The following is a 20892-nucleotide window of genomic DNA, read 5'->3' on the forward strand; positions in this document are numbered from 1 at the left end:
AGAGCCGCCAGTAACGCATCACAGCAAATTCAAGGAGAGGACCATGTCCGCTACGCAGAATTTGACATGGTGGAAAAACGTCGCGATTTATCAGGTCTATCCGCGCTCGTTTGCCGACGGCAACGGTGACGGCATCGGCGATCTTCCGGGGCTGATCGCGCGGCTCGATTACCTCAAGGCGCTCGGCGTTGGCGCGTTGTGGTTATCACCGGTGTACCCGTCGCCGATGTGCGACGCCGGGTACGACATTTGCGACTACACCGACATCGACCCGCTGTTCGGGCGCCTGGCCGATCTCGATCAGCTGATTTCCGAGGCGCACAAGCGTGGCCTCAAACTGCTCATGGATTTTGTGCCCAACCACACCTCGGACCAGCATCCGTGGTTCATCGAATCGCGCGCCAGCCGCGACAGCCCCAAGCGTGACTGGTACCTCTGGCGCGACCAGCCGAACAACTGGCGCGCGTCGATCGATGGCGGCAGCGCCTGGACCTGGGATGAAGGCAGTCAGCAATACTATCTGCACTTCTTCCTGCCGCAGCAGCCCGACCTCAACTGGCACAACCCGCAAGTCGTCGAGGCCATGCACAACGTGCTGAAGTTCTGGCTGGACCGTGGCGTCGATGGCTTCCGCATCGATGTGGTGCATTGCGTGGGCAAGGATCCGACCTTCGCCGATGACCCGCGCTGCATGGCCGGCGAAACCATGGTGCAGATCAACGATCAGCCCTACAGCCACGAAGTGCTGCGTGGCTTGCGTCGGTTGGTGGACCATTACCCCGGCGACCGCGTGTTGATCGGCGAAGTGAACATCCGCTCGACCGCACGGGTGGCGGCGTATTACGGCGCCAGTGATGAATTGCACATGTCGTTCAACTTCCCGCCACTCGACGCGCCGTGGGACCCGGTGGTGTTTCGCCTGTGCATCCGGGAAGTCGAACGTTGCCTCGGCGAGCAATCGGCGTGGCCGACCTGGGCCTTGTCCAACCACGACAACAGCCGCATTCGCAGCCGTTACGGCGGCTCGCTGGCACGCGCAAACGCAGCGGCGGTGATGCTGCTGAGTCTGCGCGGCACGCCGTTCATTTTTCAGGGCGACGAACTGGCGCTGGAAGACACCCAGGTCAACGCGCAAACCCGCGTCGACCCCGGCGGACGCGACGGCAGCCGCGCGCCGTTACCGTGGCGGGCGCAGGCGCCGCACGGCTGGTCGGGCAAAGCGCCATGGCTGCCCTTCCCGCCTGAAGCCGAAGCGCTGGCGGTGGAAACTCAGGAAAGCGCCAGCGACTCCACGCTCAATCTGTACCGGCGCCTGCTGCATTGCCGCCGCGAGAGCGCAGCCTTGCGCCTCGGCGACTGGCAGGAATTGCCCTCGCACCCACAGCTATTGGCTTATCGGCGCCACTGCGAGGATGACGAACGCATCGTCTGCGTCAACTTCGACGCGGCCGAGCATGCCTTTGTGTTGACCGGCGAGTGGATTGTCGAAGTGGCCAGTGATCGCCACGGCGAAGACCAACCTTTCGCCGGCCTCGTCGCCGCACAACAAGCGCTGATCCTGCGTCAGAAAGGAACTGCCCATGAGTGCTGAATGGCCGCATACCACCGTGATTTATCAAGTTGATCCGTCGCAGTTTTTCGACCGCAATGACGATGGTTGCGGCGACCTTGCCGGCATCGTCGAACGCCTCGATCACCTGCGCTTGTTAGGCATCGGCGCGCTGTGGTTGCTGCCGATCTTCGGCTCACCGTTTCGCGATTGTGGCTATGACGTCAGCGATCACCAGGCCGTGGAACCGCGCTTCGGCAGCGAAGCGGATTTTCGCCGGCTGATCGACGCGGCCAACCAGCGCGGCATACGAGTGATCATGGAACTGGTGCTGCAACACACCAGCGACCAACACCCGTGGTTTCAGCAGGCGCGGCGGGATCGCCACAGCCGCTATCGCGACTATTACATCTGGTCGGACCAACCGGTGGACGACGGCAACCAGCCGATCTTTCCCGGTGTGGAAGACAGCATCTGGCAATGGGACGAACAGGCCGGGCAGTTCTACCGGCATCTGTTTTACCGACATGAGCCAGACCTGAACCTGCAAAACCCGGCAGTGATCGCCGAGATCGAACAGATCATCAGCCACTGGCTGCGCCTGGGCGTTGCCGGGTTTCGTCTGGACGCCGCCTCCCACGCCGTGGAACAGGCCGGCGGCGGCGAGGAAGAACGCGGTGTGTGGCTGCTCGAACGGTTGGCCGCGCATGCGCGTTCGATCAACCCGGAATGCCTGTTGATGGGCGAAGTCGATGTCGAACCGCAGCGGTTTCAGCACTATTTCGGCAGCGGCAATCGCTTGCAACTGGCGCTGGATTTCTGGATGAACAATCACCTGTTTCTGGCCCTCGCCCGCGAGCGTGCCGAACCGCTGCTGCGCGCGTTGCGCCAGCGCCCGCACGCCCCGGATGGCGCTGGTTATGCGGTGTGGCTGCGCAACCATGACGAGCTGGATCTGGAACGCCTGAGCCCGGCCGAACGCGAGGAAGTCATGCAGGTGTTTGCCCCGCAAGAGGACATGCGTGTCTATGGCCGGGGCATCCGCCGACGGCTGGCGCCAATGCTCGATGGCGACGTGCGGCATCAGGCCTTGGCGCAGGCGCTGCTGGCGTCGTTGCCGGGCACGCCGATCATTCGTTACGGCGAGGAAATCGGTATGGGCGACGACCTGCGACGGCGCGAACGCCTCGCGGTGCGCACGCCGATGCAATGGAGTGCAGAGGTCAATGGCGGGTTTTCCCGCGCGGAACAAGCGAAGCTGCCGGCACCGCTGATCGATGCCGGACCGTTCAGCTATCAGCGGGTGAATGTTGCCGCGCAGCAAGACGATCCCGAGTCGTTGCTCGCGCGCTGCCAGGCGATCTTTCAGCTGCGGGCGCAGCTCGGCGAAATCGGCTGGGGCGCCTCTGAACCCCTTGCGCAGGCGCATCCGGCGGTGTTTGCCATGCGCCATGTTGGCGCAGCGACCACCGTTGTGCTGGCCAACCTCAGTCGGCAAGCTGTCACGCTCGATCGCGCGTTGAACAAAGAGCTGAAGGATTTCGAGCAAGTCCTCGCGGACGGCATCTATCCCTCGCCCGTCAGCGAAACCGAGGCGCTGACACTGAACGGCTTTGGCTACCGCTGGTTTCGTCGCAGCGTTTCAAAACCATAACAACACCAGCGCGCCGACTACTGCCAGCGCCGCTGCCAATGCCGACACCTGAGTCGAAGTCAGCGCCAGCGCGCTGTCGCGCGAGCGGCCGACAAAGCGTCCGCGCGCGCGGTGCAGGTCGCCACTCAGCGGTTGATAGAGGTTGTCGCCGTGCTCGCCGTTATCGTCTTCCTTGCTCATCTGCCCCGGATAGCATTGGCGCGCGAGCATTCGGTCGAGCAACCCCGGAATCAGGCAACTGCCGACAATCGCCTTGATACTCGCCATGCCCAGCCACAACTCGCGCGGCGGGCGCTGGATGACACTGAAGATCGCCCGCGCGGCGACGTCCGGATCGTGAATCGGCGGCACCGGTTGCGGACGTTTTTCCAGTTTGTTGCGCGCCCAATCGAACTGCGGCGTATTGATCGCCGGCAACTGCACCATGCACACGCGAATGCGGCTGCGCTCGTGCAGCAGTTCGCAGCGCAACGCATCGGTGAAACCGCGCACGGCAAACTTGGCCGCGCAATAGGCCGACTGCAACGGAATCGCCCGATAGGCCAGCGCCGAGCCGACCTGAATGATCAGCCCCGCATTGCGTGGGCGCATCAAGCGCAACGCCGCCAACGTGCCGTGGACGGTGCCGAGATAAGTCACTTCGGTGACCCGACGGATTTCCTCTGCAGTAAGCTTCTCGATCGGTGAAAACACCGTGACCATGGCTGAATTGACCCAGATCTGCAGCGGCCCCAGTTCCTCTTCCAACGCAATGGCCGCCGCTTCCAGCGCTGGCGCATCAGCGACATCGACGCTGATCGCCTTCACTGCCTGCCCGTATTGCGCCAGCTCGTCACGCGTCGACTCCAGTCCGGCCTCGTCGCGTGCGAGCAAGCCAATGCGGTAACCGGCCGCGGCGAAACGCTGCGCCGTGGCGCGCCCGACGCCGGCACTGGCGCCGCAGATCACCACCAGCCCGTTGTTTTGCTGATCCATGCTTTGCTCCTCCCGGCAGACTAGAACTTGGGCACGTCGCCCGTGGCTTCGGCCAGCGTCGCCAGTGCCTCCTCCATGCCGGCGATGTTGTCTTGCAGCTTTTCGAAAACCAGATCGAACGCGCCGTCGACGTCCATCGTCTGCTGGCCACGCAGCGTGGCGCTGCCCTCCTCGATCTCGCGCAAGGTGTTCACGCTCTCGCGCAGACTCAGCAATTGCTCAAAAATGCTGGCGACCTGGGCTTTGCTGTCGACACTCATGTTTGCCATCCAGACCTCGTCATCATTCAACCGAACGCAGGCTCGTCAGCAGGCCGCGCAACGTATCCTTGTGGTTCTCGAGACCTTCGCTGGTCAGTTCGTATTCCTTCAACGCGCTGGTGCGGCCGTGGTCCTTGCTGCTCTGCATCAGCCGCCCGAGCAGCAACTGCTTTTCGTGCAAGGCGCGAATCGCCACCCACAGCGCTTCTTCGACGGTTGCATTCTGGGCGTGGAACAAGGCGCGGCTGGTGTAGGCGTGCCCGGTGTGACAGCGAAAACGCGGCGGGGTATCGCCGACTTCCCACAGCGCCCCGCCACATTCCGGGCAGGATATACCGGCGACCTTGCCGATCCCGTCCAGGACATAAGCGCCGCCGCGACTGAGGCTTTCGGTGAGTTCGTTTTCCGTCGCGTACGGCTCGATGCGTGGCGGCTGCACCGACGAATGAGCGCCGTCCGCGCGTTGCCGGACCGCCTCGACCAACGCCGTGCCCAGTGTGTTCAGCGGCAGGCACACGTCCACCTGCACATGCCGCAATGCATTGCGTGGCATCGACGGCGCTTCGGCGGTGTCCGGGTCCTGCACGAACACCTGACCGCCATACGCTTTGATCGCTTGCAGCCCGACCACGCCGTCATCCAGCTCGCCGGTCAGCATCACGCCAATGGCTCTGTCGCCGTAACTGGTCGCGGCCGAGCGAAACATCGGATCGATGGCCGGGCGCGCATGGTTCTCCTTGGCGCTGCGCACCAGTTGCACCGTGTCGCGCTTGATCAGCAAGTGCTTGTCCGGCGGTGCGATGTACACGCAGCCATTGGCTGGCCTGGCGCCGCTTGCGGCGAAACTGATGTCGAGCGACGAGGTGTGCGTCAGCAGGCTAGGCAGCAGGCTCGGCTGATCGCCGATGTGCATGGTGATGAACACCGCTGCCGGCAGATCGCGTGGAAACTGCTCCAGCAGCACGCGCAATGCGGCCAGTCCACCGCTTGAAACACCAATGACAATGATCTGTTCGACCGGCTTGTGTTGATTCATGTTCTACGTCCTTACTGCCGGATCGAAAGCGCCGATTTTGCCCTCTGACCGCGCTGGCATGCTGTTGCGGGCGCACCGTGCCCCGCTTGAAAAAATGATCGTTGTGTCTGTTGTGATCGGTCGAAGCGAACGAAGGTTCGAAGAAATCTTCAATCGCCGGTCGTGGCGCCTGCGATTGAATTTTTAACGCCCATGCCTTCCTAAACGTAGAGCGGCCCGCAACGGGGCGCACGTCAAAGAGGACTGAAAGCGATGCCGAAAACCCGCGAACAGGCCGCCGATGGCGAGACCACGGCCAACACCGAAGCACTGCTCAAGCGCCTGCTGATGGCGCGCGGCCCCGGTGGTCAGGAAGACGAGGTCCGGAGCATTTGTCAGGAACACTTGCAGCGTCACTGCGATGAAACCTGGACCGATCCGGCCGGCAATGTCATCGGTTTGATCAAGGGCCGGAACACCAGTGCCGATGCCAACCGCGCGGTGCGCATCATGGGCCACATGGATGAAATCGCCATGGTGGTAAAACGCATCGAGCCGGACGGCACTCTGCGGGTGGTGGCGCTGGGCGGTGCCAATCCGGTGAACTTCGGCGTATGCCCGGTCGACATTCTCGGCGACGAGCAAATCCTGCCCGGCGTGCTGTCGTTCGGCTCGATGCACGCGACCACCGGCTCGCCGCAAGGTCAGGACGTACTCAGCGGCGCCGTGCAATGGAAAGACGTGCACATCATCACCCGCCAGGACCCGCAAGCCTTGCAACGCATGGGCATCCGTCCCGGCACGCGGGTGGTGCTCAGCCAGCACTGGCGAACGCCGTTTCGCGTCAACGATGCGATTGCCGCGCATTTTCTCGATGACCGCGCGCCCGTCGTGGCCATGCTGCAAGCTGTCGAGCAAGTGCAACACTGGCGCAGCGAGTTGCCCTTTGACGCCTACTTCGTCTTCACCACCCTCGAAGAAGAAAGCAACGCCGGCGCGATGTACGCCGCCGCGCATTTGCCCGGGGAAACGACCATTGCGGTCGAAGTCGGTCCGGTGATGAGCGAATACGCGACACAGTTGAAGGTCGACCCGATCATCAATACCGGCGACCAGAAAGGCTATTACTCAAGACATGTGGTGACCGCACTGGCCGCGGCCGCCAAGGATTGCGGCTTTGATCCGCAATTTGCCCTGCTGGTGGACTTCGCCTCCGATGCCAGTGCGGTGATGAGCTCAGGCGTCAGCGCACATGCCGGATGCCTGGCGATACCGACCGAGAACACGCATGGCTACGAGCTGGTGGTGGATGGCGCGATCGAAGCCTGCGCCGCGACGCTGGTGCGATACCTGAAAAATCAACCGAGCGACGGCGCGCCGTGAGGCGGCGCAGCGGTGCGAATCGATGGCGCGGCGGTTTACTTGAAACGCAAGGTTCGCTGGGAGGTGAGTACATGCTCCAACTGCGGCTCGACCACCGCGCAGTGCACCGCCAGCACCCGCGCCTGCTCCCACTCAAGGTCGGGGCGTAACCATTCCAGCGCATCCTGCGCCGCAAACGCCAGCAACCGCTGGCGTTTCATCTCGACATCTTCATGAGTCACCAATGCCAGCCCTTCATATCCGTTCGGGGCGCCGCCCTGTGCAAGCGCCGCAAGGAACATGGGGGCTGGCTGACGCGACGTGGTGTAGGCCAGATTACGTGAGTGCACGGTCATGCCGGTGTCCAGAGGCTCGTACCAGCCCTCGACGGCGACGAGCATGCGCCCGTCACGCTTGACACGGTTGAACACTTTCGAGCGCATCACCAGGTGCAGCGGCAAATGCGTCAGCGGCGGCAACGTCCCGCTCGACCACGACGGCGACCAGCCCCAGCGTACCGGCAGGCACTCGAGGGTTGTGCCGCGATGGCGAATGCCGGTGACCTGCATGCCCGGTTTGATCAGATCGCCGCGCCCGCTGTGGCGATGATCGGCATCAGCGCTACTGTTGGTCGCAACGCCCAGCACTTCGATACGGGAAATCTTTCCTTCGAGAAAGCATGACGCCAGTTTCTGCGGGGCGGCGTGTTGAACAATGTACTCACACATTACGACACTCCTGACACTCGATCCGGAAACGCCTGCCGGGCCGCCTCAGCGGCGGCCCATCAACCGCTTGATGTTCATCCAGTCCTCGTAAGCGGCCCTGCGCCTGGCATCGGCCAGCGCTTTTGCTTCAGTGAAACGCAACCAGACATCGGCATTTTCGTCCCCCGTCTGGATAAGCTTGTAGGCGATCTCGTCGAGCAGGTCTGCCTCTCTGAACAACGCGGTATTGCGGGCGATGGCTTCATCCCATTGGGTGGGCGGGTCGGGGTCCGGGTCTGACAGGGGTCTGGTCATATCGCAAGGTCCTCATCCCAGGTCACCGGCTTCGAGGCCCGCCATTGCACGTCGGTCACGCCGAACCGCTCCGCCATCGGTTTGGAAAAACGCTTCAAGGGAGGCCTTCCGGGCTTGGGGATCGGGGTCAACCCCGCGTCACAACTGGCCCACTGCCAGGCTTCCGCGTTGTTCATCAGTTTCGTCCTGATAATGAACGACTTGGGCATGCCATGGAGTCGGTAGTTGATCACATACAATTCTGTTTGGCTCATGAGGCTCTCCTGTTGTTACTAAACAGGGATGTTTCACGCGCGGAGAAATTCAGAGAATTTGACTGGATTTCGATATACGTTTCAACGCCCTGAAAACTAGCTATACAGAGCCACCAAATCTGTACAAGTCGAGCGTAATGTTTTTTTAACAGCCAAATGAAAGGCAACTAACGATCCCTTGCCTGACAACTTTGCGATGCAATTGCAGCGTGCAAACCTGAGCGTGTTTGCGTTCGCCCTGTCATTTCCGTGTCATTGCGCGCAAAACCTCGTCTCATGCAGTCGCAGGCACGAAAGTTGTACTGACGTGCAAATAAACCCTGATCTTCCGATCCTCAATAATTAATAAGCGAAGCGCTTTTCGCGCGGTTTTTTATACAAAACCACCGAAGCGTGTGCGAAGGTTGAATTGGCCTATCGAGCCGTAACAGGAGAGTGCGTGATGGATGACGATGATCAACAGCATACTTGTACAAGGTGCAACAGGCTGTACAAAAGCCCCCAGCAAGCGGAACGCTACAAGGCGGGCGCGGGCCATGCTGGGCTGTGCGGGCGATGCATCAAGCTGCAACAAGAGCAGGCCATTGATGAAGGCCTCGCGCTCTGCGCCGCGAAGATGATGCTGATCGACAGCCAGTTCAAAACACCGCCGAAGCGCTAGTTTGATGTCTGCCGCACCCGCATCTTATGGACGATCGTTGCAGTGCGCGCAGATCAACTGGCTATGGCGGTCAGCAAAACCCGTTACATATCAAAAAAATGGCAGATTGATATTAACTCTTCGCTGCTTTGAAAGAAGTGACCGTTAGTCAGATGAACTTCAAGAAAAAACGAAACAACTCCAGCCAGTACGTTCCCAATAGCAGACCTGCCAAAAGCAGGTCGCTCACGAGTACCCTCCTTAATTGCCCGTACCCTGTACGGGCTTTTTTCTCTTGTTCGTTACATGTTGTTTTTGTTTAAACTCCGACACCTAAATGCTGACCATTATTAACATCCCCTCCGCTATAGCCCAGCGGTACGTTGTTCGGCATACAGGCGGCACGCCTCGCCGAAGGCGTGAAATATCTTCAGATATTCCGGATGCGACAGCACCTGCCACTCAGGATGCCACTGCACGCCCAAAGCAAATCCCTTGCTGCCCTCAACCGACAGCGCCTCGATCAAACCGTCCTCCGCCACCGCCTCAACACGCAAACCCTCAGCCACCCGCGCGATGCCCTGGGCGTGCACGGAATTGACCTTGATCGCCCCCTCAAGCCCAAGCCCCGCCAGGACGCCGCCCGGTTGCACCGTCACGTCGTGGGTCTTGGCGTACTGCTCTTCGATAGACTCGTCGCTTGGCGGTTCATGCTCCGGGCCAGGCTCATCCAGCTGCTGGTGCAAGGTCCCGCCGAAGGCCACATTCAGCTCCTGCACCCCACGACACAAACCGAGCACTGGCAACCCGGCAGCAATCGCCACGCGCAACAACGGCAGCGTCAGATGATCACGCGCCGGATCATGCTCAGTCCCCGGCGGACTCGGCGGCCCGCCGTAATGACACGGCTCGATATTCGACGGCGCACCGGTGAACAGCAAACCATCGACACTCGCGACAATCTGCTCAGGATCAAGCAGATCAGGAAACATCGGCAAAATCAGCGGCAGCCCACCGGCCGCACTGGCCACCGCACGCGAATTCTTGTCGTCATTCATCTGCACCGCATGCGGACCGATCTTCCAGCAACTGGCCGTGACCGCAATGACAGGTAATCGAGACATACACTCCCCCGGATTTGGTTGTGGGCGTTTCGCCTGGAATTTTTGAGTTCGGGGTTGGGGTGGGCGTTCAGTTGGTTTTATGGGCGCGGTCAATCTGGGTTGCCTGCCTGAAAATCAAACGATCAAGATCAAAAGCCCCTCACCCTAGCCCTCTCCCGGAGGGAGAGGGAACTGATCGAGGTGGGTGTGAGAGCAACACCGACCCGAAATACCGAGTCGAACACAAATTCTGAAAAGCCCAAAGATCGGCCCCCTCTCCAGAGGGAGAGGGCTGGGGTGAGGGGTAGCGACGACGCGAATACAAAGCCATGCGCCGCTTCTCACCACTCAACAATGAGCTTTAGCTCGAGTGCTTTTGATCTTGATCCACCGGCGACGTCGGAAGGCTGAGTGGAGGGATTGATCCGGGCGTGGGAGCGCAGCGACCGTCTGGCGCAGCCAGACACAGCGGAAGTAGGTGCAGCGAAGCAAACCGTAGCCGCTGCGCCCGGATCGATCCCGGAGCGAAGGGACCCGAGCCTGCGAGGGCCGAACGCAGGAGCAAGCGTTTTTTGCTTACTTTTTTTGGCGTTTGAAAAAAAGTGAGTCGCCGTAAGGGCGAAACCATAAGAAGCCGTTACCGCAGCAACGGATATGTACCCAAACCAAAAAACTCAGCGCCTGAAAGAAAGTCATCGCGAGCAGGCTCACTCCTACAAGGGTGTTGCGCACACACAGACGACCTTTCATCCCACCACCGACAAACCCAGTGGAACCGCAAACGCCAGCATTTCTTCTATCGCAAACACACCGATGGAGAACCGCAACATGACTGACCATCCACTGATAGCCACCCACACAAGAAACGACACCGGCCAGCGCGGCGCAATGAGCGGCGCCGAACGCGCCCTGTCCCTCACCGCCGGCGGCGCCCTGCTCTTGCACGGCTGGCGCACCGGCGGCCTCGCCGGCGCACTGGAAATCGTCGCCGGCGCATACGGCGTATGGCGCGGCGCCGCCGGCCACTGCCGCTTGAAACAGGCCCTCACCCCTACCCCGTTCGAACAGCAATTCAGCCGCGAACACCACTGGCCGATCAGCGAAGCGATCACCCGCAGCGTAACGATCAACCGCCCGCTGGAAGAAGTCCGTGACTTCATCACCCGCGTCGAAAACATCGGGCCGCTGCTGCGCTGGGTCGACAGCGTCGAACAACTCAGCCCCGACACCACCTGCTGGACGCTGCGCGCACCCGCCGGTCGCAAACTGCAAACGACGCTGATCCGCCAGCCCGCCAAAGACCCGAACACCCTGCACTGGCAAACCCCGGATCAATCCAGTTGGCAACACGACATCTCCCTGACGTTGACCCCCGCCCCCGCCAACCGTGGCACTCAGGTCAAAGCGGTGGTCGTGTGCAAACCGGCGATGGGCAAACTCGGTTACGCCTTCGCCCGCGCAATCAGCCTGTTCAGCGACAAGGCGCTGCTCAATGGCTTGCAAGCGGTGAAGCAACAGATGGAAACCGGCGAAGTCAGCAACAACCGCATGCGCCCTGAAGGCGACGATGATTTCTTTTATGTCCACGGCGACAGCGGCCATACCGCGGCCGGTCAACAACCGGTGAAAACCGGCGTGGCGATTGAAGGGGGGATTCACTGATGCGCGCACTCACCTGGCAAGCACCCAACCATCTGCAAGTCGACAATGTGCCTGATCCGTCGATTCTCAACCCGCGCGATGCGATCATCCGCGTCACGATGTCCTCGGTTTGCGGCTCCGATCTGCACCTGCTCGGCGGTTACGTTCCGGCGATGAAACCGGGCGATATCATCGGCCATGAGTTCATGGGCGAGATCGTAGAGGTTGGCCCCGGCGTCAATGGCCTGCGCAAGGGCGACAAGGTCATCACCATTTCCATCATCGGCTGCGGCAATTGCGAGCCGTGCCAGCGCAGCGATTTTTCCTGCTGCGACAACTCCAACCCCAATCCGTCGGTGACCGACCTCGCCTACGGCCAACCGTGCTGCGGGATTATCGGCTACAGCCACGCGTTCGGCGGCTACCCCGGCAGCCACGCCACCTACGTGCGTGTGCCCTACGCCGAAGTCAACCTGTTCAAGGTGCCCGAGGGCGTGCGCGACGAGCAGGCGCTGTTTGTCTCCGATGCCGCGCCCACCGGTTATTTCGCAGCCGACAACGCCGACATTCAACCGGGCGAAACGGTCGCGGTCTGGGGCTGTGGCGGCGTCGGGCTCATGGCGATCTGCAGCGCTTATCTGCTCGGCGCCGAACGGGTCATTGCGATCGATCGTTACCCCGAGCGACTGCGCCTGGCCGAAGAGCGCTGCAACGCCATTCCGATCAATTACGAGCAGACCAACGTTCACGAAGCGCTGCTGGAACTGACCGGCGGGCGCGGGCCGGACCGCTGCATCGATTGCGTCGGCATGGAAGCTCACGGCACAGAAATCGACTACGCCTACGACAAGACCAAACAGATGCTGCGTCTGCACACCGAACGCGGCACCGTGCTGCGTCAGGCCATTCGCGCCTGTCGCAAGGGCGGCACGGTGTCGGTGGTCGGGGTGTATGGCGGGTTGCTGGATAAATTCCCGATGGGCGCAATCGTCAACAAGGCGCTGACCGTGCGCTCAGGGCAACAGCCGGGGCAACGCTACGCACCGACGTTGTTCGAGCACATCCAGAAAGGCGAACTGGACCCGTCATGGCTGTTGACCCATCCGATGAGCCTGGAGGACGGCGCCGAAGGCTATCGGATGTTCAAGGAGAAAACCGATCAGTGCATTCGCGCCGTGTTCAAGCCGTGAAGGTTGCAACGCCGCTGACGCCGTTTGCCGGCGTCAGCGGCGCTGTCATTCATTCTCATGGCCGTGCGCGTCGGCACAGGACAATCGCCCCGACTCGCCGCCAGCGATGCGTTCTGCCTGATCGATGCCGCGCTTGAGCGCGTCTTCAACTTCCCATTCGATACCGGGCAATTTTCTGATTCGCTCGTAGGCGCATTCGCCGGTCGCCGTGTAGACGCTGATGAACATTTCCACGTTGCCATCGTCCGCCTCGCGTGCCCGCACCTCGATGTGACAGCCGTTTTCAACTTCTTCGGTGTGGCACTTTTCCGCCCTCTCCGTGGCCTTCCATTTGTTGTAGGTCTCGCCGCGTTTGAACATGTCGTACTCCTGATCTGAATCCGCTTATTCAAAGACCCAGGCTGTCGCTGGATGATTCCCGAATTTGCCAAAGGTCATTTCCAGCATAGTCCGCCAGTTCTGCCCCGCCGCTTCGCTAGTTCAACCGTTCGTCAGGTTCAGTAACATTTTGTCAAACCAATGCCCAAGGGTTTATTCAAAAAATCGTGGCTCACATGAACCACTGTTACAGCCGCCTGAATATTGATGCAGGCAACTTCGCTGCGCTTTAAACAAACGCAGCGGCAATACCTCAACTCATTGTTTTACTCAGGTGCGTCGCAGTTCCGCCACAGGACGAGGATCGGCGTTTATACAGGAGCATGTATGAAGCGAATCATTGGGTATGGCCTGACCTATCTCGCTACCAGCGTTCTTCTCGCCGGTTGCAACTTGATCGTGTTCAACCCCAAGGGCCAGGTGGCCAAGGATGAACGCGACCTGATCATCCTCGCGACCGGCCTGATGCTGCTGGTGGTGATTCCGGTCATTGTGATGACTTTCCTGTTCGCCTGGCGCTATCGCGCCACCAACAAGAAAGCCCGGTATTCGCCGCGCTGGGCCAGTTCCCACAAGATCGAAGCGGTGGTCTGGGGCGTGCCGTTCCTGATTATCTGCGTGCTCGGCTGGGTCACCTGGGAAACCACGCACGCGCTGGACCCTTATCGACCGCTCGACTCCGATGTCCCGCCGGTGAACGTGCAGGTCGTCGCGACGGACTGGAAATGGTTGTTCATTTACCCGGACCTGGGCATTGCTTCGGTCAATGAGCTAGCGCTGCCGGTCAATACACCGGTAAGTTTCACCGTCACTTCCGACGCCGCCATGACTTCCTTCTTTATTCCCGCTCTTGGCGGGCAGATATATGCCATGGCGGGCATGCAAACCAAGTTGCACTTGATCGCTAATGAAGCCGGACAATATCGCGGAATCGCCGCCAACTATAACGGCCACGGCTTCTCCGACATGCACTTCAGCACCCTGGCATTGAATGGCGCCGACTATGACGCGTGGGTAAACAAGGTCAGGAACACCCCCCAGCAACTTGATCAGAACAGTTATGCCGAACTGGCGAAGCCTTCGGTTGCGCACCCGATTACTTATTACTCGAAAGTTCAAGAGCGACTGTTCCTGAATATCGTCGACAAGTACGAAGGCATGAACAAGGCACCGCGCCCCACGGGTAGCCAGGTGCAACGCAACAGCGACGACAAGCGTGTCGATCAACAACCGAGTCTGCTGGCCGAGGAGCGTTAACAATGTTCGGGAAACTTTCATGGGACGCGGTTCCATTGCACGAGCCGATTGTCATGTACACCCTGGCCATCGTTGGCCTGATGGGTTTTGCCCTGGTCGGCACCGTCACCTGGAAGCGCAAGTGGGGTTACCTCTGGCGCGAGTGGTTCACCTCGGTCGATCACAAGAAAATCGGCTGCATGTACATCATCGTCGCCCTGGTCATGCTGCTGCGCGGCTTTTCCGACGCGATCATGATGCGCACCCAACAGGCCATGGCCTCGAGTGGCGGGCCGGGTTATCTACCGCCGGAACATTACGACCAGATCTTCACCGCCCACGGCGTGATCATGATTTTCTTCATGGCCATGCCGTTCGTGGTCGGCCTGATGAACATCGTCGTACCGTTGCAAATTGGCGCGCGCGATGTGGCCTATCCGTTTCTCAATGCGCTGAGTTTCTGGCTGTTCGTGGTCGGTGCGGCGCTGGTCAATATCTCGCTGGGCGTCGGTGAATTCGCCCGCACCGGCTGGGTCGCCTACCCGCCCCTGTCCGAACTCGGCTACAGCCCCGGGGTGGGTGTCGATTACTACATCTGGTCATTACAGATATCCGGGATAGGCACGTTACTCACCGGGGTCAACTTCTTCGTGACCATTCTGAAAATGCGCACCGAAGGCATGACTCTGTTCAAGATGCCGGTGTTCACCTGGAACGCCCTGTGTACCTCGGTGCTGATCCTCGCCGCGTTCCCGATCCTCACCGCGACCCTGCTGATGCTCACCCTCGACCGCTATCTGGGCATGCACTTCTTCACCAACGAGGCCGGCGGCAACCCGATGATGTACGTCAACCTCATCTGGGCCTGGGGCCACCCGGAGGTGTACATCCTGATTCTGCCGGCCTTCGGGATCTTTTCCGAAATCGCCGCGACCTTCAGCAGCAAGCGTCTGTTCGGCTACGTGTCGCTGGTGTGGGCGACGATCTCGATCACCATCCTGTCGTTCATCGTCTGGCTGCACCACTTCTTCACCATGGGCGCCGGGGCCAACGTCAATGCGTTCTTCGGCATCATGACGATGATTATTGCGGTGCCGACCGGGGTGAAAATCTTCACCTGGCTGTTCACCATGTACCGCGGGCGGGTGCGCTTCGAAACGCCGATGTTGTGGACGCTGGGCTTTATCGTCACGTTCAGCATCGGCGGCATGACCGGCGTGTTGCTGGCGGTGCCCGGCGCGGACTTCCTGTTGCACAACAGCCTGTTCCTGATTGCGCACTTCCATAACGTGATCATCGGCGGCGCGGTGTTCGGCTACATGGCCGGGCTGACCTATTGGTTCCCGAAAGCCTTTGGCTTCCGCCTCAACGACCGGCTCGGGCGCATCGCCTTCTGGTGCTGGCTGATCGGTTTCTACTTCGCTTTCATGCCGTCCTACGTGCTCGGTTTCATGGGCATGACCCGACGCCTCAACCACTTCGACAACCCGGCCTGGCAACCGTGGCTGCTGCTGGAACTGGTCGGCGTCGGCATCATCCTCTGTGGCGTGTCCGCGCAGGCGCTGCAGCTGTATGTGAGCATCCGCAACCGCGCGAAATATCGCGACCTCACCGGTGACCCGTGGGATGGTCGCACGCTGGAATGGGCCACGGCCTCGCCGCCACCGTTCTACAACTTCGCCGAGCAGCCGAAAGTCAACGATCTGGACGCTTACTGGGGCATGAAAGAGCGCGGCGTCAGCACCCTGAGCCACACCGATTACCGCGCCATCCACATGCCACGTAATACCTCGGCCGGTCTGGTGATCAGCATTTTCGCGCTGATCTGCAGCTTCGCCCTGGTCTGGCATATATGGTGGCTGGCGATCTTCGGTCTGGTGGCCTCGGTGGTTGCCATGGTCGTGCGCAGTTATGACGAAGACATCGACTATTTCGTCCCCGCGCAGGAAGTGGCGCGGATCGAAAAAGCACGTCTCAAAGACCTGGCGGAGGCTTGATCATGTCCAATATCGTCCTGGAAAAAGACATCGCTCACAGCCATGAGCAAGGCCACGAAGACGCCGGTTCCATGCGGGTGTTCGGTTTCTGGATCTACCTGATGACCGACTGCATTCTCTTCGCCACGCTGTTCGCCGGCTACGCCGTGCTGCGTGACAGCGTCGCCGGAGGGCCGTCGACTGTCGATATTTTCGAGTTGCCCTACGTCCTCGCTGAAACCGCCCTGCTGCTGCTCAGCAGCATCACCTACGGCTACGCCATGCTGGCGATGAACCGCAACGACAAGGCCCATGTGCTGCGCTGGCTGGCGGTGACCTTCGTGCTGGGCTGTGGCTTCATCGCGATGGAAATCAACGAATTCCATCACCTCATCGCACAAGGCTACGGCCCGGATCGCAGCGGTTTCCTCACCGCGTTTTTCACTCTGGTCGGCACCCACGGCGCGCACGTGCTTAGCGGCCTGGTGTGGATGGCAATCTTGATGGCGCAGGTCAGCAGCCGCGGCCTGACCAACACCAACACCACGCGCCTGAGTTGCCTGAGCCTGTTCTGGCATTTCCTCGATGTCGTATGGATTTGCGTATTTACCGTGGTTTATCTGTTGGGGGTGGTGTGACATGTATAACCAAAGTCAGGTTCACAGCAGTGCCGGGACCAGCCACGGCAGCAGCCGTTCGTACATGATCGGTTTCATCATTTCGGTGATCCTTACCGTGATTCCGTTCGGTCTGGTGATGTTTCCGACCTTGCCGCGCAGCGTCACCGCGTGGGTGGTGGTGGCGCTCGGCGTGGTGCAGGTCTTCGCCCACCTCAAATACTTCCTCCATCTGGACACCGCCTCGGAACAGCGCTGGAACCTGATTGCGCTGATCTTTTCGGTGGTCATCATTCTTCTGCTGGTTGGGCTTTCGCTATGGATCATGGACAGCATTCACCACAACATGCTGGCGCACTGAGGCAATGGAGGGTACCGCTCAACGTCGGCATTGAACTGACCAAACCGGGGATCATCTTCGGCAATCTGGCATCGGTACTCGGTGGTTACCTGCTCGCGGCTGCCGGGCGACCTCTGTCGCTCGCGCATCTGGCGGCCACCGTGATGGGTACCGCGTTGATCATTGCTTGCGGTTGCGTGATCAATAACTGCGTCGACCGCGATATCGATCGGCGCATGGTCCGCACCTGTCATCGGGCGCTGGCGATCCGTGCGGTGTCAGTGCCGGCGGCGCTGTGTTATGCGGGCGTGCTCGGACTGCTCGGATTTGCCTTGCTCTGGTCCGGCACCACGCCGCTGGCCTGTGCGCTGGCGGCGATTGGCTTGATCATCTATGCAGGCGTTTATACCTGCCTGATGAAGCGCAGCTCGCATTGGGGCACGCTGGTTGGCAGCCTGTCGGGCGCCATGCCGCCGGTGATCGGCTATGGCGCGGTGACCGGCAATTTTGACGCCACCGCGCTGTTGCTGGTCATCGTGTTCTGCTGCTGGCAGATGCCGCATTCCCACGCGATTACCGTGATGCGCCACGAGGATTTCCGCGCCGCCGGGCTGCCAACCCTGACGCTGAATCAGGCACGGCGCGAGATCATTCTGTACATGCTTGCGTTCCTCATCAGCGCGGCCGTGTTGGGCTGGGTGGCAAATCTCAACGTGTCGTACCCGCTGGTCATTGTCGGCCTGGGTGGCTACTGGTTATACCTGGCCTCGCGGCGGGTCAGCAGCCGCACGTCGAAAGCCTGGGCACGACGGCTTTTTGTGGTGTCGATCCTGTTGATTCTGGCGTTGAACCTGTCGCTGGCGCTGAACGCGGTACTGCCGTCATTCAGCGTTTAGCCAGCGCGTAGCGACCGCTCATCGGTCCTGAAGAAATCCGTTCAAACCCTGTCGCGCTGCCGGTTATCAGAATTGATGAACGCAACAACCATCAGCAACCGGGAGGCCCACATGGCTAACGACACCTCAACATCACAATGCGCCTGCTCCGGCTGCACCTGCAGTGCCGACAACGCGGTCGAGCGCGACGGCAAACGCTATTGCAGTCAGGCCTGCGCCGACCTTCACCCCAATGGACAGCCCTGCCCGTCGAGCAGTTGCCACTGCGAGCAGAACCTGGGGCACAGTGAGCGCAACGTCAGTGATTCCAAACTGGACGAAGCGGTGGAAGAAACCTTCCCCGCCAGCGATCCGATTTCACCGTAACGCGCAGTCCCTGATTTTTTACCCGCTGGAGAGATTGATATGGACGAGGAAACCATCCGCAAAACCGCCTATCGCCTTTGGGAAGAGCAAGGCCGGCCGCACGGACAGGATTTCGATCACTGGTTCCAGGCCCGCGCCGAACTCGATGCCTTCGACTCCGACGGCTTGCCCGGCTCCGTCGCCAGCAGCGTAGCGCCGCCGGCACCACGGAAAAAGAGCAAAGAGGCGCCCGCCGCCACGGCGAGCAAAACCCGCAAGAAAACCTCCGCCGCAGCGAAATGACCTTGACCATGCCGTCGCCAATCCTGATCGGGCGCTGAAGCTTTGAAGCGCGGCGCTAACCTGGTGGCGGCGGCTTTCGCCCTCACGGCGTTGTCCTATGGTCTGGCACGGTTTGCCTACGGCCTGCTGTTGCCGCAGATCCGTCAGGAGCTGGCGCTCAGCGTCTCGGCGGCCGGCTGGATCGGCGGCAGCGCCTTCGCGGCCTACTGCGTGGGCATCGTCGCGACATTCATCAGTAACGGCAAACTCAGCCCGCGCGCACTTACGGTGCTTGCCGGTGCGGCCGCTTCGTTCGGCATGGGTTTGATCGTCTTCGCCCAATCGGGCCTGGCGCTGGGCTGCGGCGTGGCGCTCGCCGGATTGAGCACCGGCCTCACTTCACCGCCGCTGGCCAGCGCGGTGGCGGCCCGTATTGCCGAGGCGCAGCGCGCGCGGGCCAACGGCTTCATTAACGCCGGCACCGCTGCCGGCATCGTTTTTTCCGGTTTGGCCGTGGTGGTCGCCTCAGGGCAGTGGCGGCAGTTGTATGCGCTGTTCGCGATGATGGGCGTCGGCATTACGCTGTGGCTGTGGTTTGCCGTACCGCGCCGTGGCGAAAACGCAACCACGGGCAAGTTTTCCTTGACCCTGCTGCGCCGCCCCGGTGTATTGCCGCTGTGTTGCAGCGCCTTTCTGATGGGACTGGCGAGCACCGCCATCTGGACGTTCGGCGCCGACATTCTGCGCGCTGAAGCTGGTTTCTCTGATCGGTCGATTGCCTGGGCGTGGATATTGCTCGGCACTGCGGGCATCAGTGGCTGCGCCACCGGCGTACTGACCGGTCGTTTTGGCGTCGCTCGCGCGCATCGGTTGGCGCTGGCCGGGATTGCCACTGGCACACTGGGATTGGCGGCGGCGTCGGTTTCAGCGGTTTATGGACTCGCGGCGATGTGCCTTTTTGGTGCGGCCTACATCGTCTCGTCCGGTGTGTATCTGATTCAGGGGATCAACCTGTTTCCGGATCGTCCGGATCTGGGGCTGGGCATTCCGTTTCTGGTCCTGGCGCTGGGGCAAACCGCCGGCACGCCGTTGTTTGGCGCGGTGCTGGAGACCGCCGGGGTGATCGTCGCCCTGTGCGCGTTTGCCTTCGCTGCAGGCGTGGCGATGCTGCCGAGAGCAAGCGCCGCAAAGCAGTCGATCAAGCCGCCGGCTGGAGAATCTCCAGCAGAAAATCGATGAACACGTTGATACGGCTCGAGCCCCGGTGGTTGGGCAGGTACAGCGCGTTGATGCAGGTGCTGGCAGTGCCGGGATTGACCTGATACTGCTCGAGCACGCGCACCAGTCGTCCGGCGGCCACGTCGTCGCGAACCAGCCAGTCGGCCAGCAGCGTCACGCCGCCACCGTCGATAGCGGCTTCGCGAAGGATGTCGGCATTGTTACTTTGCAGGCGCCCGTGCACGTTGAGCTGGATGGTTTCGTCGTCGCCCTGAAAGGTCCAGTGCTGGTGGGTGCCGGCGTAATCGAAGCGCAGGCATTGATGGTCGAGCAGGTCGCGCGGATGGCACAGCTCGGCACTGCGCGCCAGATACTCGGGACTGGCGACGACCCAGCGCTGGAACTGACCGACGCGTTTGCTGACGATGTCCTCGCTGACCACCGAGGAGCCGAGGCGCACCGAGACGTCGATCTGTTCGCTGAGCAGGTCGCTGACCTGATCACTCAGCGACAGGCTGATTTCCAGGCCCGGATGGCGCGCCAGCAAGCGGCTCAGGTGTGGCGCAATAAGGCGCCGGCCGAACTCCACCGGCACGCTGATGCGCAGCCGCCCTTGCGCCTCGCTGCCACGGTCAGCGACCACCGCGTCGGCTTCGTCGATGGCCTCGAGAATCGCCACGGCCTTGTCGAAGTAGGTCTGCCCGGCCACCGTCACGCTGGTGTTGCGCGTGGTGCGGTTGAGCAGGCTCGCGCCCAGTTCGTGTTCCAGCCCCGCCACCTGCCGGGTCACCGAAGACGTCGAGATCCCGAGTTTGCGCGCCGCCGAGGAATAGCCCCCGCAGCGCACTGTTTCGACAAACATCTTCAAGGCCAGCAACTTGTCCATCAGCGGAGTCCGGTCGGAAAGGAACGGCGCTGATTGTGCATCACCGTGCGCTT

23 protein-coding genes are annotated in these 20892 nt (G+C 61.1%); 14 read left to right on the forward strand and 9 right to left on the reverse strand.

Features of this window, described 5'->3' with window-relative positions; all coding sequences use genetic code 11:
• The first annotated feature begins 43 nt into the window (after nucleotides 1-43).
• Together BLU24_RS16895 and BLU24_RS16900 are read left to right on the forward strand one after the other, a co-directional pair.
• Nucleotides 44-1591 (forward strand): alpha-amylase family glycosyl hydrolase, encoded by a 1548-nt coding sequence (locus tag BLU24_RS16895; protein ID WP_093101930.1) that lies wholly within the window; start codon nucleotides 44-46, stop codon nucleotides 1589-1591.
• Complete coding sequence (locus BLU24_RS16900; protein ID WP_093101931.1) at nucleotides 1581-3203, forward strand: alpha-amylase family protein; 1623 nt, start codon at nucleotides 1581-1583, stop codon at nucleotides 3201-3203. The genes BLU24_RS16895 and BLU24_RS16900 overlap by 11 nt, the downstream gene beginning before the upstream one ends.
• Here the strand turns inward: BLU24_RS16900 and BLU24_RS16905 are convergent.
• From BLU24_RS16905 to BLU24_RS16915, 3 genes are read right to left on the reverse strand one after another with little or no spacing between them, the layout of a single operon-like run.
• On the reverse strand, nucleotides 3192-4178 hold the full coding sequence (locus BLU24_RS16905) for an SDR family oxidoreductase (protein ID WP_093101932.1): 987 nt from the start codon (nucleotides 4176-4178) through the stop codon (nucleotides 3192-3194). The genes BLU24_RS16900 and BLU24_RS16905 overlap by 12 nt on opposite strands.
• A gap of 20 nt (nucleotides 4179-4198) precedes the next feature.
• Complete coding sequence (locus tag BLU24_RS16910) at nucleotides 4199-4438, reverse strand: hypothetical protein (protein ID WP_093101933.1); 240 nt, start codon at nucleotides 4436-4438, stop codon at nucleotides 4199-4201.
• 22 nt (nucleotides 4439-4460) lie between these two features.
• Nucleotides 4461-5474 (reverse strand): chemotaxis protein CheB, encoded by a 1014-nt coding sequence (locus BLU24_RS16915; RefSeq protein ID WP_093101934.1) that lies wholly within the window; start codon nucleotides 5472-5474, stop codon nucleotides 4461-4463.
• Between the two features lie 252 nt (nucleotides 5475-5726).
• Between BLU24_RS16915 and BLU24_RS16920 the strand changes: the two genes are divergently transcribed.
• Entirely contained in the window at nucleotides 5727-6836 is a 1110-nt protein-coding gene (locus BLU24_RS16920) for a M28 family peptidase (RefSeq protein ID WP_093101935.1), read from the forward strand.
• Nucleotides 6837-6871: 35 nt separating this feature from the next.
• On the opposite strand, the gene BLU24_RS16925 is transcribed toward BLU24_RS16920, so the two are convergent.
• From BLU24_RS16925 to BLU24_RS16935, 3 genes are read right to left on the reverse strand one after another with little or no spacing between them, the layout of a single operon-like run.
• Nucleotides 6872-7543, reverse strand: a complete 672-nt coding sequence (locus BLU24_RS16925; protein WP_093101936.1) for an SOS response-associated peptidase family protein — start codon at nucleotides 7541-7543, stop codon at nucleotides 6872-6874.
• A 45-nt stretch (nucleotides 7544-7588) separates the two neighbouring features.
• A complete protein-coding gene (locus BLU24_RS16930) occupies nucleotides 7589-7837 on the reverse strand; it encodes a hypothetical protein (protein ID WP_093101937.1) in 249 nt (82 codons plus the stop codon).
• Complete coding sequence (locus BLU24_RS16935) at nucleotides 7834-8091, reverse strand: DUF6555 family protein (protein WP_093101938.1); 258 nt, start codon at nucleotides 8089-8091, stop codon at nucleotides 7834-7836. The genes BLU24_RS16930 and BLU24_RS16935 overlap by 4 nt, the downstream gene beginning before the upstream one ends.
• A 442-nt stretch (nucleotides 8092-8533) precedes the next feature.
• On the opposite strand from BLU24_RS16935, the gene BLU24_RS16940 reads away from it, so the two are divergent.
• Entirely contained in the window at nucleotides 8534-8752 is a 219-nt protein-coding gene (locus BLU24_RS16940) for a hypothetical protein (RefSeq protein ID WP_093101939.1), read from the forward strand.
• A gap of 344 nt (nucleotides 8753-9096) precedes the next feature.
• On the opposite strand, the gene BLU24_RS16945 is transcribed toward BLU24_RS16940, so the two are convergent.
• On the reverse strand, nucleotides 9097-9855 hold the full coding sequence (locus BLU24_RS16945) for a gamma-glutamyl-gamma-aminobutyrate hydrolase family protein (protein ID WP_093101940.1): 759 nt from the start codon (nucleotides 9853-9855) through the stop codon (nucleotides 9097-9099).
• 807 nt (nucleotides 9856-10662) lie between these two features.
• Here BLU24_RS16945 and BLU24_RS16950 point away from each other — a divergent pair.
• The gene (locus tag BLU24_RS16950) at nucleotides 10663-11496 is read left to right on the forward strand and encodes an SRPBCC family protein (RefSeq protein ID WP_093101941.1); all 834 of its coding nucleotides are present in this window, start codon (nucleotides 10663-10665) and stop codon (nucleotides 11494-11496) included.
• Nucleotides 11496-12665, forward strand: a complete 1170-nt coding sequence (locus tag BLU24_RS16955; RefSeq protein WP_093101942.1) for a zinc-dependent alcohol dehydrogenase — start codon at nucleotides 11496-11498, stop codon at nucleotides 12663-12665. Before BLU24_RS16950 ends, BLU24_RS16955 begins: the two co-directional genes overlap by 1 nt.
• 45 nt (nucleotides 12666-12710) lie before the next feature.
• On the opposite strand, the gene BLU24_RS16960 is transcribed toward BLU24_RS16955, so the two are convergent.
• Complete coding sequence (locus BLU24_RS16960) at nucleotides 12711-13025, reverse strand: hypothetical protein (RefSeq protein ID WP_093101943.1); 315 nt, start codon at nucleotides 13023-13025, stop codon at nucleotides 12711-12713.
• A gap of 345 nt (nucleotides 13026-13370) precedes the next feature.
• Between BLU24_RS16960 and cyoA the strand changes: the two genes are divergently transcribed.
• From cyoA to BLU24_RS17000, 8 genes are all read left to right on the forward strand, one after another.
• Entirely contained in the window at nucleotides 13371-14300 is a 930-nt protein-coding gene (gene cyoA, locus BLU24_RS16965) for a ubiquinol oxidase subunit II (protein WP_093101944.1), read from the forward strand.
• A gap of 2 nt (nucleotides 14301-14302) precedes the next feature.
• A complete protein-coding gene (cyoB, locus tag BLU24_RS16970) occupies nucleotides 14303-16276 on the forward strand; it encodes a cytochrome o ubiquinol oxidase subunit I (protein WP_093101945.1) in 1974 nt (657 codons plus the stop codon).
• Between the two features lie 2 nt (nucleotides 16277-16278).
• Nucleotides 16279-16893 carry a cytochrome o ubiquinol oxidase subunit III gene (locus tag BLU24_RS16975; protein ID WP_093101946.1) on the forward strand — a complete coding sequence of 205 codons (615 nt, stop codon included), beginning with the start codon at nucleotides 16279-16281 and terminating at the stop codon, nucleotides 16891-16893.
• Between the two features lies 1 nt (nucleotide 16894).
• A complete protein-coding gene (gene cyoD, locus BLU24_RS16980; protein WP_093101947.1) occupies nucleotides 16895-17233 on the forward strand; it encodes a cytochrome o ubiquinol oxidase subunit IV in 339 nt (112 codons plus the stop codon).
• A complete protein-coding gene (gene cyoE / locus BLU24_RS16985; protein ID WP_093101948.1) occupies nucleotides 17191-18108 on the forward strand; it encodes a heme o synthase in 918 nt (305 codons plus the stop codon). The genes cyoD and cyoE overlap by 43 nt, the downstream gene beginning before the upstream one ends.
• 111 nt (nucleotides 18109-18219) lie before the next feature.
• The gene (locus BLU24_RS16990; RefSeq protein ID WP_093101949.1) at nucleotides 18220-18474 is read left to right on the forward strand and encodes a metallothionein; all 255 of its coding nucleotides are present in this window, start codon (nucleotides 18220-18222) and stop codon (nucleotides 18472-18474) included.
• A gap of 39 nt (nucleotides 18475-18513) precedes the next feature.
• Complete coding sequence (locus BLU24_RS16995; protein WP_090283032.1) at nucleotides 18514-18756, forward strand: DUF2934 domain-containing protein; 243 nt, start codon at nucleotides 18514-18516, stop codon at nucleotides 18754-18756.
• A gap of 42 nt (nucleotides 18757-18798) precedes the next feature.
• Nucleotides 18799-19974, forward strand: coding sequence for an MFS transporter (locus tag BLU24_RS17000; RefSeq protein WP_093101950.1), 1176 nt, complete (start codon nucleotides 18799-18801; stop codon nucleotides 19972-19974).
• Here the strand turns inward: BLU24_RS17000 and BLU24_RS17005 are convergent.
• Nucleotides 19934-20839: a LysR family transcriptional regulator gene (locus BLU24_RS17005; RefSeq protein ID WP_093101951.1), complete on the reverse strand. Its 906-nt coding sequence runs from the start codon at nucleotides 20837-20839 to the stop codon at nucleotides 19934-19936. The genes BLU24_RS17000 and BLU24_RS17005 overlap by 41 nt on opposite strands.
• Between the last annotated feature and the right edge of the window lie 53 nt (nucleotides 20840-20892).

Origin of the sequence: Pseudomonas sp. Z003-0.4C(8344-21), from assembly GCF_900104975.1 — a bacterium.
In the GTDB taxonomy this organism is placed as follows: domain Bacteria; phylum Pseudomonadota; class Gammaproteobacteria; order Pseudomonadales; family Pseudomonadaceae; genus Aquipseudomonas; species Aquipseudomonas granadensis.

Bases quoted from the DNA above. Each gene is read 5' to 3' on its own strand.
- BLU24_RS16975 (WP_093101946.1), top strand. From the start codon at position 16,279: ATGTCCAATATCGTCCTGGAAAAAGACATCGCTCACAGCCATGAGCAA.
- BLU24_RS16935 (WP_093101938.1), bottom strand. From the start codon at position 8,091: ATGAGCCAAACAGAATTGTATGTGATCAACTACCGACTCCATGGCATG.
- BLU24_RS16995 (WP_090283032.1), top strand. From the start codon at position 18,514: ATGGACGAGGAAACCATCCGCAAAACCGCCTATCGCCTTTGGGAAGAG.
- BLU24_RS16930 (WP_093101937.1), bottom strand. From the start codon at position 7,837: ATGACCAGACCCCTGTCAGACCCGGACCCCGACCCGCCCACCCAATGG.
- BLU24_RS16955 (WP_093101942.1), top strand. From the start codon at position 11,496: ATGCGCGCACTCACCTGGCAAGCACCCAACCATCTGCAAGTCGACAAT.
- BLU24_RS16945 (WP_093101940.1), bottom strand. From the start codon at position 9,855: ATGTCTCGATTACCTGTCATTGCGGTCACGGCCAGTTGCTGGAAGATC.
- BLU24_RS16915 (WP_093101934.1), bottom strand. From the start codon at position 5,474: ATGAATCAACACAAGCCGGTCGAACAGATCATTGTCATTGGTGTTTCA.
- BLU24_RS16940 (WP_093101939.1), top strand. From the start codon at position 8,534: ATGGATGACGATGATCAACAGCATACTTGTACAAGGTGCAACAGGCTG.
- cyoA (WP_093101944.1), top strand. From the start codon at position 13,371: ATGAAGCGAATCATTGGGTATGGCCTGACCTATCTCGCTACCAGCGTT.
- BLU24_RS16990 (WP_093101949.1), top strand. From the start codon at position 18,220: ATGGCTAACGACACCTCAACATCACAATGCGCCTGCTCCGGCTGCACC.
- cyoE (WP_093101948.1), top strand. From the start codon at position 17,191: ATGGATCATGGACAGCATTCACCACAACATGCTGGCGCACTGAGGCAA.
- BLU24_RS16925 (WP_093101936.1), bottom strand. From the start codon at position 7,543: ATGTGTGAGTACATTGTTCAACACGCCGCCCCGCAGAAACTGGCGTCA.
- cyoD (WP_093101947.1), top strand. From the start codon at position 16,895: ATGTATAACCAAAGTCAGGTTCACAGCAGTGCCGGGACCAGCCACGGC.
- cyoB (WP_093101945.1), top strand. From the start codon at position 14,303: ATGTTCGGGAAACTTTCATGGGACGCGGTTCCATTGCACGAGCCGATT.
- BLU24_RS16910 (WP_093101933.1), bottom strand. From the start codon at position 4,438: ATGAGTGTCGACAGCAAAGCCCAGGTCGCCAGCATTTTTGAGCAATTG.
- BLU24_RS16960 (WP_093101943.1), bottom strand. From the start codon at position 13,025: ATGTTCAAACGCGGCGAGACCTACAACAAATGGAAGGCCACGGAGAGG.
- BLU24_RS16895 (WP_093101930.1), top strand. From the start codon at position 44: ATGTCCGCTACGCAGAATTTGACATGGTGGAAAAACGTCGCGATTTAT.
- BLU24_RS16920 (WP_093101935.1), top strand. From the start codon at position 5,727: ATGCCGAAAACCCGCGAACAGGCCGCCGATGGCGAGACCACGGCCAAC.
- BLU24_RS16950 (WP_093101941.1), top strand. From the start codon at position 10,663: ATGACTGACCATCCACTGATAGCCACCCACACAAGAAACGACACCGGC.
- BLU24_RS16900 (WP_093101931.1), top strand. From the start codon at position 1,581: ATGAGTGCTGAATGGCCGCATACCACCGTGATTTATCAAGTTGATCCG.
- BLU24_RS17005 (WP_093101951.1), bottom strand. From the start codon at position 20,839: ATGGACAAGTTGCTGGCCTTGAAGATGTTTGTCGAAACAGTGCGCTGC.
- BLU24_RS16905 (WP_093101932.1), bottom strand. From the start codon at position 4,178: ATGGATCAGCAAAACAACGGGCTGGTGGTGATCTGCGGCGCCAGTGCC.